At 48.0% G+C, this 9,137-nt stretch carries 13 protein-coding genes; 7 read left to right on the top strand and 6 right to left on the bottom strand.

Annotated elements, in window-relative coordinates:
• Nucleotides 1-371 precede the first annotated feature (371 nt).
• The 7 genes from FJM67_RS16325 to FJM67_RS16295 all read left to right on the top strand — a co-directional run bounded on the left by FJM67_RS16325 (nt 372) and on the right by FJM67_RS16295 (nt 6,005).
• Entirely contained in the window at nt 372-557 is a 186-nt protein-coding gene (locus FJM67_RS16325) for a Trp family transcriptional regulator (protein WP_235890094.1), read from the top strand.
• Nucleotides 550-1,935 carry an anthranilate synthase component I family protein gene (locus FJM67_RS16320; protein ID WP_140591608.1) on the top strand — a complete coding sequence of 462 codons (1,386 nt, stop codon included), beginning with the start codon at nt 550-552 and terminating at the stop codon, nt 1,933-1,935. Before FJM67_RS16325 ends, FJM67_RS16320 begins: the two co-directional genes overlap by 8 nt.
• A gap of 11 nt (nt 1,936-1,946) precedes the next feature.
• A complete protein-coding gene (locus FJM67_RS16315; RefSeq protein WP_140591605.1) occupies nt 1,947-2,609 on the top strand; it encodes an anthranilate synthase component II in 663 nt (220 codons plus the stop codon).
• A 113-nt stretch (nt 2,610-2,722) separates the two neighbouring features.
• The gene (locus tag FJM67_RS16310) at nt 2,723-2,989 is read left to right on the top strand and encodes a DUF5062 family protein (RefSeq protein WP_140591602.1); all 267 of its coding nucleotides are present in this window, start codon (nt 2,723-2,725) and stop codon (nt 2,987-2,989) included.
• A gap of 123 nt (nt 2,990-3,112) precedes the next feature.
• On the top strand, nt 3,113-4,303 hold the full coding sequence (locus tag FJM67_RS16305; protein ID WP_140591600.1) for a leucine-rich repeat-containing protein kinase family protein: 1,191 nt from the start codon (nt 3,113-3,115) through the stop codon (nt 4,301-4,303).
• Nucleotides 4,304-4,399: 96 nt separating this feature from the next.
• Complete coding sequence (locus FJM67_RS16300) at nt 4,400-5,488, top strand: Lcl C-terminal domain-containing protein (protein ID WP_140591598.1); 1,089 nt, start codon at nt 4,400-4,402, stop codon at nt 5,486-5,488.
• A complete protein-coding gene (locus FJM67_RS16295) occupies nt 5,475-6,005 on the top strand; it encodes an Lcl C-terminal domain-containing protein (protein WP_181161531.1) in 531 nt (176 codons plus the stop codon). The genes FJM67_RS16300 and FJM67_RS16295 overlap by 14 nt, the downstream gene beginning before the upstream one ends.
• Nucleotides 6,006-6,162: 157 nt before the next feature.
• On the opposite strand, the gene brnA is transcribed toward FJM67_RS16295, so the two are convergent.
• The 6 genes from brnA to FJM67_RS16265 form a co-directional block, all read right to left on the bottom strand.
• Entirely contained in the window at nt 6,163-6,390 is a 228-nt protein-coding gene (gene brnA / locus FJM67_RS16290; RefSeq protein ID WP_140591591.1) for a type II toxin-antitoxin system BrnA family antitoxin, read from the bottom strand.
• On the bottom strand, nt 6,377-6,643 hold the full coding sequence (locus FJM67_RS16285) for a BrnT family toxin (RefSeq protein ID WP_140591588.1): 267 nt from the start codon (nt 6,641-6,643) through the stop codon (nt 6,377-6,379). Before FJM67_RS16285 ends, brnA begins: the two co-directional genes overlap by 14 nt.
• Nucleotides 6,644-6,947: 304 nt before the next feature.
• A complete protein-coding gene (locus FJM67_RS16280) occupies nt 6,948-7,448 on the bottom strand; it encodes a hypothetical protein (RefSeq protein ID WP_140591585.1) in 501 nt (166 codons plus the stop codon).
• 32 nt (nt 7,449-7,480) lie between these two features.
• The gene (locus FJM67_RS16275; RefSeq protein WP_140591583.1) at nt 7,481-7,792 is read right to left on the bottom strand and encodes a hypothetical protein; all 312 of its coding nucleotides are present in this window, start codon (nt 7,790-7,792) and stop codon (nt 7,481-7,483) included.
• A gap of 428 nt (nt 7,793-8,220) precedes the next feature.
• Nucleotides 8,221-8,514, bottom strand: coding sequence for a HigA family addiction module antitoxin (locus FJM67_RS16270; protein WP_140591580.1), 294 nt, complete (start codon nt 8,512-8,514; stop codon nt 8,221-8,223).
• Nucleotides 8,514-8,792, bottom strand: a complete 279-nt coding sequence (locus FJM67_RS16265) for a type II toxin-antitoxin system RelE/ParE family toxin (RefSeq protein ID WP_140591614.1) — start codon at nt 8,790-8,792, stop codon at nt 8,514-8,516. Before FJM67_RS16265 ends, FJM67_RS16270 begins: the two co-directional genes overlap by 1 nt.
• Nucleotides 8,793-9,137: the final 345 nt, after the last annotated feature.

Genomic DNA, 9,137 nt, shown 5'->3' with positions numbered 1-9,137 from the left:
GGTAAGTGCCCGAGCGTAAGCTTGGAGCACTCACAGCCGGGAACACTGTTCGCCCGGCGATATGGAATATTTTTCCATACAACTAGGAACGGTTCTGGTTGCACTTGCTATTGCTGTTTTACTCGGTCAAAGGAATAAAGCGTTCGATCCTAATCGCAGCAAGTCTGAAAAAGACGAAATTGAAGAGTGAACCCGCCACCGTGCGGGTTTTTTCGTGAGCCCCTGTTTGTAATCTTTTTTTCTGATCTGCCGCCCCTCCCTATTGCAAGCCTCTGAGAGAATCTATATTGTACTAGTACATTGATACATCAAGGTACGCCGCTGTGCAGAATTTGATTCATTACTTTCTCGATACCCCTGATGCGGCGGCGATGGAGCAGAAGCTCCATGCATTGTTGACGCCGAATGAGCTGGCAGAAATGCAAAAGCGTCTGCAGATTTTTGCGTTGCTAGAAGACGGGGTGCCACAACGGGATATCGCCAAACAACTCGGCGTGGGGATTGCTACGGTTACCCGTGGTTCTCGCGCATTGAAGGAATTAAAAGATCATGAGTAAGCTTCCGCCGCGCATTGAGCTGCCACGTAAGCCCAAATACGTGAATATCAGTGCCGATTGCGACTTTTTCGGTATGTTTAAAAAGGTAGAAAAGCAGTTCGAAAACTGCTTTATGCTGGAGTCACTGGGGGAAGAAAGCTATATCTCCCGCCACTCCATCATTGGTTTTGATCCGGAAAAAATCCTTTGGGCGGAGGGTAACACCCTATTTATCCAAGAACGCAACGGCGACACTCAAGCCTACGAATCGGATAACCCCTACTATCTGCTGCGGGATATTGTGCCCCAGAACATCATTTCCCGTGGCTACGCTGGTGGTCTTACTGGTTACATCGGCTACGATGCCATGAACTACTTTGAACCGAGCCTAAAGCTGCAAACCAGTGATATGTTCGATGGCTTCCGCTTTGGCTTGTATAAAGATGGCTTGATCCTCGACAAGATGACAGGGCAGGTTTACTACTTCTACTACGATGAAAACCGCACCGAGCAAGTACAAGCACTGTTAGATGCGCCAGTACCGGAAAACGGCCCACTAACTGTCACTCCAGCGGGCGAGTCCATGACCCGTGAAGACCACGCGAAAGCGGTTGCTAAGGTCAAACAGGACATCATCGACGGTAAGATTTTTCAAACCGAAGTGGGTTTCAAAAAGTGGTTCGATTTGGATGGTGACACCATCGCCATCTACGAGCAACTGCGTGAAGTGAACCCCTCACCACAAATGTATTACCTCAAATTTGGTGAGCAAAAAGTCATTGGTGCGAGCCCTGAGCTACTATTCCGCCTACGCCAGGGGGAAATGGAAACCTTCCCGCTGGCCGGTACGGCAAAGCGTGGGGTGGATGAAAAAGAAGACGTGGTGCTGGCTCGCAAGTTGCTCAACGATCCGAAAGAAATCGCTGAACACAATATGATCGTCGATCTGCACCGCAACGATATTGGTCGCGTGGCGCGCTTTGGTACGGTAAAAGTACGCTCCTTGATGGACATTAAGCGTTTTAGTCACGTGCAGCATATTTCCAGTGAAATTGTCGGCATTATCGCTGACAATCACGACATGTTCTCCGCATTGGCAAGCAACTTTCCAGCAGGCACCTTAACTGGCGCCCCCAAAATTGAAGCCATGAAAATCATCGATGATATGGAAAATGACGGTCGCGGCCCCTACGGTGGCGCGGTGGGCCAGTTCTCCTTCAATGGCGACTGTAACTTCGCTATTCCGATTCGTACCGTGTTTGCCAAGGGCAACAAAGCCTACGTGCAAACCTGTGGCGGCAACGTCTATGACTCCAATGCCGCTGATGAATACGAAGAGATCCAACGTAAATTCGCTGGCACCAAACGCGTGCTAGATCAGTTTGCACCGCAGCAGTAAGGGGAGCCACCATGAAAGTGTTGATTATCGATAACTACGACAGCTTCACCTACAACCTGTACCAATATATCGGTGAAATTCTGCTGGCAGAGCAAAGCAAAGGGGCGATTGCATCCTTTGATGTGATGGTAAAACGTAACGATGAAGTAACATTAGACGACATCAAAGCAGTAGCGCCGGATCGCATTATTATTTCCCCAGGGCCAGGTTCTCCTGATGACGAAGCCTACTTTGGTGTGTGCGCCGATGTAATCCGTGAAATTGGTCAAACTACCCCATTGCTAGGGGTTTGCTTGGGGATGCAGGGTATTTGCCATGTCTTTGGTGGCAAGGTGGTGAAAGCCCACGTACCGATGCACGGTAAAGTGAGCCCGATCTCTCACAATGGGGAAGGGGTCTTTTATGATATCCCTGATCAGTTAGAGATCATGCGCTACCACTCCCTAATGGCGGAGCCAGAAAGCCTACCGGAGTGCTTGGAAGTAACTTCCGTGGTGGGCGATCTTTCCGTCGAGGATTTTGATAACCATGCGGTTATTCACCAAGGCGGCGACTACGAAATCATGGGCGTGCGTCATAAGCAATTCCCGATCCAGGGCATTCAATTCCACCCTGAATCCTTCGCTACTGAAGGGGGAAAAGATCTAATCAAAAACTTCCTATTCCAAGCTTAACAAACTCATTTTCCATAGATGAGGGATGGTTTTCGCCAAGTTGGGGATTAAAAAGGTTGTTTCATAGTGGTGTTGAGATAGACTGCAAGCTCAGGCCACTATAGAGATCTTCAATGAAAAAGCTTAAAAACGAAGCGCAGTTAGTCAAAAAAGCTCTACAAGTCGGTGAAACTTACGCCCTGAAGCGTGGTTACGCTAACTTTTCCGCTACGACCTCTGCAAACGCTAAAATTGAAGCATTGTACCGGCTTCTCGTTTTGGACAAGCTGGTCGTGGCAATGCCTCCAGATAAAGAGGATGTGCAAGGCATGAAACATAAGCTAGCGATTTGGATTCAAAAAGTTTTACCTGAAGATCATCCGTTACGCAAAGACAGTTAGTTTTCTTGGTACATTGCATTGCATATTAAAAGCAGGACATCGGTTCTGCTTTTTTATTGCGGTTGATCATAATTTGAGTGGCATCAGACAGAAATTGTCCATTGTTTTGAGGAGTTCAAGGTTTTGCATACGCTAGAGCAATTACGCAAGGGTGAGTTAGACGGTTGTCGACGTTTGCAATTGAGCGATGATTTGGGCGCATTCCCTAACGAGATTTATGATTTAGGTGACACCCTTGAAGTGCTGGATTTATCCAACAACCAGCTTGCCTTATTGCCAGATGACTTCGCAGAACGCCTACCTAAGCTACGTATTTTCTTTGCCTCGAATAACCGTTTCACAGAAGTGCCAGAGGTATTGGGGCGTTGTGAAAAGCTCGACATGGTGGGGTTCAAACACAACCAAATCCGCACCTGTTCCGAAAACGCGTTACCAAAAGCTCTGCGTTGGTTGATCCTTACCGATAACAAGCTAGAGGCACTGCCACAGAATTTTGGTCAGCATACTCGGCTAGAAAAACTCGCCTTGGCGGGCAATCATCTCACTGAGCTACCGGCGAGTTTTGCTCAGCTGGAGAATCTTGGCCTATTGCGCCTGTCTGCCAATAAACTGGCTCAATTTCCTAAGCAAGTTCTCGCTTTACCTAAGCTGGCTTGGTTTGCTTTCTCTGGCAACCCGTTCTGCCAACCCCACGACGATCATCTGGATTTCCCGATGGTAAATTCAGCGGATATCGAGTTGAGCGAGGTTTTGGGGCAGGGCGCTTCCGGCGTGATTTATCGCGGTCACTGGCAGCAACCCCCGCTTTGCTTACCGCAGGATATTGCGGTGAAAGTCTTCAAGGGGGAAGTCACCAGCGACGGCTTTCCATTGGATGAGTTGGATGCCAGTCTATCGGTAGGTAGTCATGCCAATCTAGTGCGGCCATTGGCTCACATTCACCAACCAGATTGCGCAGCGCTGGTGATGGCGTTGATCCCCAAGGAGTATAGCAATCTTGGTCAGCCACCGAGTTTAGCCACCTGCACCCGAGACACCTTTACCCAAGGTCAGTCTTTTACCGGCGAGCAGGTAGAGCGCTTTGCCGAGCAAATGATCAGCCTAGTGGAACACCTAGAAGCTCATAAAGTGAGCCACGGGGATTTATATGCCCACAATGTGCTGGTGAACCCATTAGGTCATTTGCTCTTGGGTGACTTTGGTGCGGCATCCAAATACGGGCACTTGCCCGCGGCTATTCAGCAAGGCATCCAGAAAATCGAACGTCGAGCATTAGCGTATTTTATCGATGACCTTATGGGCTTGGTTCGCTGACACGCATCAATAGCACTAACCCAAAGATAGGTCAAAATGAAGCATAAAATTTTCTAATGGCTTGGGTTGCCCAAGGTGTTGTGGAGTCATAAGCGAGTGAATAAGTATTTTCTCATTGTGATCATCGCCCTGATCGGTTTTGGGCTGTGGTGGCAAAGTCGCACCGGCGACGAACTTGGTGCCATACCCACCGTGAGCGATATTGCGGAAAACACCGGTTTAGAAGAAGGGTTTGACCTAGCGGGGCCTGGGAATGTCTTGCCCCAAGCACCGCAAAATATTCGTTTACAACCACAATCCGAAGGCATCGACATCGCTTGGCAAGAAGACGCCAACGCCAACCACTACGGAGTCTGGCTAAGGGGGCCGATTCCGCAAACCCAAGCAGCCGAGCAACAGCCAGTGCCAGAACAGCAATGGGCGGGGTTGGCGAAACCAGCCTTGCGGATCGAGCATTTGTGGAACGGCGCTTTGTATGAAATCCGCGTTGCCAATAATCATGCTGAATACGGCCCGGTGACTTCGGGGTGGTTTTTGGTCAGCCCTATCTACGAATTTCATGACGGTGGTAATGGTCAATTGAACCAAACTGGCGCCCGTTCGGATGGCCCCGCCAGCTTTGATTTTGTAAAAATAGATCAGCAAGGTATGCCGACGGAAGCCAATGACTGGACTTGCGTCCGCGACAACACCACCGGCTTAATGTGGGAGCGCAAGGTAGGCGGCAACTACACCATCGGGGACGAAGGATTATTCGATGCGGATGACCGCTTTAGCTGGTTCGAGCCGAGCAGTAAATCCAGTCAAGACGTAGTGGGAGCGCAAGATAGCCACGGTGCTGTTTGTGCTGGCTACCAAGCAGGCGTGCCTGCAACCTACTGTAATTCCCATGCCTATGTAGAACGGGTGAATCAGGCGGCTCTATGCGGCTTTCAGGATTGGCGACTGCCCACCGTGGATGAACTTATGGGGCTCGTGGATTATGGTCGGGTGTTTCCTGCCATCAACACAGATTACTTCCCCGGCTCCCGCTATGGGCGTTTCTACTGGAGCGCAACCCCAGCCGCGGAATGTTCCTACTCCGCTTGGTACGTGTATTTCCTCCACGGATGCAGCGAATTAGGCTACTATGACAGTGCCATGTCGGTTCGTTTAGTAAGGAATGCACCCCGTGACTTTGAGTAAGCTCACCCGTTACGCTGTTATTTGTCTGAGTGTCACCAGCTCCATCGGGCTAATGGCCCAGTGCAACCCAGAAGTTTTGGCTGAAACCACGCCCTCGCAGCGCTTTTACACATTGGACGTGACTCGGGTAAAAGACTTGAAAACTGGATTAATGTGGCAGCGCTGTCCCGTCGGCGCCCGTGGCGTGCAATGTGACCAAGGCTTGGCGCAACGGATGAACTGGCAACAAGCCCAACAACAGGCTCCAGCAACCAGCGACCCTTACCGCTGGCGGCTACCAACCATCAAAGAATTACCTACACTGGTAGAGGCCCGCTGCGCCATGCCGGCTATCAACACCGACACCTTCCCGGCAACACCAAGCGCCAAATTCTGGACATCATCCAGTAGCGAACTCAACACCAACGAAGCGTGGTTTGTGGACTTTGAACGGGGCAAAACCAACGACGCCAACCAACTGGATCGCTACTTCGTGCGTCTAGTACGGACACTACGCCTAGAAGAACGCACTCAATAGTAGGAAGCCGCTTTGCGGGTGACGCAGCTTGGGGCTTTGGTTTTGCTGCTGATGAAAGATCGTTGACTGCACTCTTCCATGCCATTCAATTTGCTTGCGTATTGTCTCGTTCCTCGACCGTCAGCGTCAATTAAACGCATGGACAAGTGCTAACCAGCTACGGGCGGCTTTCTAGCCGTTCAGCAAGCCACATTTTAATGATCGACTGTCGCGTCACACCGATACGATTTGCTTCACGATCTAACGACTCAAGCATCCAGGCAGGAAAATCCACGTTCACACGCTTCTGCTTTTGCATGGGGCGCTTTGCGGCAGACAAGTCTAAGTGCCCTAGCATGTCGTCATCATCGCTTTCAAACTTCGCGTCAAAATCATGTGCTTTCATATAAGCTCACCTCTGCTTTACGTGAACGTCTCACCGAAATGATCCTGATATTCTTTCCACGGTAGGTGATCACACCAGACCAGTGCTTACCATCCAGCATACCGATTACTAGGAACCTAGGCTCATCGCTTGTATTAGCAGGTATCTCAAGAAGGTCAGAGTCATTCCACAGGCCTTGCGCTGTATGGAAGTCTATACCGTGTTTATCGAGGTTTGACCTGCTTTTTACTTCATCAAATTCAAATCTGACCATGAGTAAAAAATATACCTATTCGCCTCATTTTTCAATGTCTTAAGATCGGGGGATGCCTGGGCTTTTGCAGTGGATAAAAGGCTGCTGGCGGCACTTTTCCATGCAATTCAATCGGCTTGCGTATTGTCTCGTTCCTCGACCGTCAGCGCCAATTAAATGCATGGAAACGTGTTAATGGGTGTTTTGAATCTAACGTCCAAAGCAGCGGCGCGCGTTAGCGCGTCCGACTGCCTTTGTTTGTTAGCCAATGGTTAGCACAAGGAATGAGTCTTCCACCACAAATTTATCTAAATGACATTCTGTATTAAAAACTATTACAGAAAACCTGTGTACCGATCTTATTGCAGGTGGTACTGCGCGGTGTACTTTGCGTAGTGACCTCCACCTTCGTTGCCCCTGCTCTTGCTATAGCTTTTTCGTGCTCCCGTTGTTCTTCTAATTTAAATTGAGCTAACTGGGCTTCAATATTAGAGCAATAATTAGCAAATGACTCGGGGCCATTTTGCTGGAGATATGTATTTGCTCTACTATTTTCTTGGTTAAAAATTAAAACATAGCTATTTTGGTCCCAACCGCTCCCCCAACTTCGCATCCACGTTGAAGTTAGTCGACGAGAAGCTAAAACATCAGTCTGTGAAAGCTTACCAATATAGGCACAAATTTGAGCTCCAGAGTCCATATCGGCAATTGCTCTGTAATTACCCTCTTGTGGAGGATTTACAGAACATCCCTGAAGGCAAATTACAGAGAGAATAAACATCGCCGGAGTCAATTTACCAAGAAGTTTATAATGTTTTTTGTTCATAAAACATCCAAGCTAAATTTTGTAACCGGAAATTAGGCCACTTCATTAATCGACAAATATCGAACCCTACAAAAATAATCAGAAAACAAATGTTTCATGTAATCTAAAAGCTCTTTTTCAGGCATATTGCAGTCAATCTGTATACTATCTTTCACGACCAACGTAGCATTTATTTCTGGCAAGCTACCTATATCAGAAGCCAATGCTGCTAGTTGGGTTTCATATGCTTCTTGGTCAGTGGTTGGAAAATGACAATCCCTGCTAACATCATCTTCACATAGCTTACGAACATGCACTTCATATTTCATCATATTTCCTCTGGCTAACATTTTACTAATGCGCATGCTCGTTTATCCAATAAACCGGCGTGCGCGTTATTCTATTTCAGTCTTTTGATGGAAAAGGCCATAACTAATTGAAACTAATGACTATTTATTCAGTAGCTGGTAGTTCAGGCGTGTACAGACACGCATGCTTGTTGTGCTAAATAGCTGTGCCGGTCAAGGTAGGATTGAGAAAGGTATACTCTTATCATCCTTGATAACGGTGGTCAGATAGTAAGCTATTTTTGATGCGGTTGCCAAGATGCTGAGGTCAATATTGTAGGGTTTTGTCGTCTGTAATATAAGCATTGTCCCCGATGGAATCGGGTCGTACAAAGTTTTGGCTTGGGTTTTATCCCGGGGGTAAAGATCTCGGGTTCCCGCGCGCAGCGCGGTTCTACAATAGACCTCACTAGAGTAATCTTCGTGCGACTGCAAACAGAGTCTTTTTAGGCAGCATGCAGATCGATTGGCCGCACGTTATCTAAGTTGATTTTTTGCTTTGCCTGCCAAAGTTCGTAATTGTCTTGCATGCTAAGCCAGCTTTCAGGGCTGCGTCCTAAGACCTTTGATAGCCTTAATGCCATTTCTGGCGTTACGGCACTTTTTCCCTTAACGACACGATTCAGTGTTGAAGCGGCAACACCTAGATGGGTAGCGAGTGTTCTGCAACTTATGCCGTGTGGCTCCATGTAAATGGACTCAATAAATTCACCTGGATGTGGTGGGTTATGCATATTCATTAGTGATAATCCTCGTAATTTAAGATGTAAGCATTACCATCTGTGAACTCGAAAGTTATTCTCCAATTGCCGTTGACTGATATCGACCAAATATTAGACCTTTCTCCTTTGAGTTGATGAAGAGAAAAGCCCGGCAAATTAATATCATCGACATCCTGTGCGGTATGGATAGCAGCTAACTGCATGCGAAGCTTTTTCGCGTGCTTAGTCTGTATACCAAATGTTTTTCCTTCTTCGAAAAACAGCCTTAGGCCCTTATGTTTGAATGATTTAATCATAGAATGAGTGTAGCGCATTGCGCAACGCGGTGCAATTTGATGTCTACTGCCAGCATATTACTTTCCTAGTCTTTAGATGTGAAAAAACCGGCACTAGGCCGGCTTATTCGTCCAACTCCAGGGGGCCGTATGTCGCCACGCGTGGAAGAAGGATAAGTTGTGCTTACATTTTAGCCAGATATAGAGGGACTACAAGACTCAATACCCGATAAAGCTGGTGTGTTAGTCTGCGGGTTCCCGCGCGCAGCGCGGTTATATGGACCCGCCCGACTGTTGCAAGCTATTTCGATAACACAGAATAAAGTTGCACGCTTATATTCGGCCTACTTTTTTGAGCATATCTGC

This window comes from Maribrevibacterium harenarium (assembly GCF_006385675.1).
Lineage (GTDB): Bacteria > Pseudomonadota > Gammaproteobacteria > Pseudomonadales > Marinomonadaceae > Marinomonas > Marinomonas harenarium.
This window is presented reverse-complemented; position numbering and strand designations above follow the sequence as displayed.

Coding starts and splice junctions, on each gene's coding strand:
- FJM67_RS16325 (WP_235890094.1), top strand. CDS start 372: ATGGAGCAGAAGCTCCATGCATTGTTGACGCCGAATGAGCTGGCAGAA.
- FJM67_RS16320 (WP_140591608.1), top strand. CDS start 550: ATGAGTAAGCTTCCGCCGCGCATTGAGCTGCCACGTAAGCCCAAATAC.
- FJM67_RS16315 (WP_140591605.1), top strand. CDS start 1,947: ATGAAAGTGTTGATTATCGATAACTACGACAGCTTCACCTACAACCTG.
- FJM67_RS16310 (WP_140591602.1), top strand. CDS start 2,723: ATGAAAAAGCTTAAAAACGAAGCGCAGTTAGTCAAAAAAGCTCTACAA.
- brnA (WP_140591591.1), bottom strand. CDS start 6,390: ATGAAAGCACATGATTTTGACGCGAAGTTTGAAAGCGATGATGACGAC.
- FJM67_RS16285 (WP_140591588.1), bottom strand. CDS start 6,643: ATGGTCAGATTTGAATTTGATGAAGTAAAAAGCAGGTCAAACCTCGAT.
- FJM67_RS16280 (WP_140591585.1), bottom strand. CDS start 7,448: ATGAACAAAAAACATTATAAACTTCTTGGTAAATTGACTCCGGCGATG.
- FJM67_RS16275 (WP_140591583.1), bottom strand. CDS start 7,792: ATGCGCATTAGTAAAATGTTAGCCAGAGGAAATATGATGAAATATGAA.
- FJM67_RS16270 (WP_140591580.1), bottom strand. CDS start 8,514: ATGAATATGCATAACCCACCACATCCAGGTGAATTTATTGAGTCCATT.
- FJM67_RS16265 (WP_140591614.1), bottom strand. CDS start 8,792: ATGATTAAATCATTCAAACATAAGGGCCTAAGGCTGTTTTTCGAAGAA.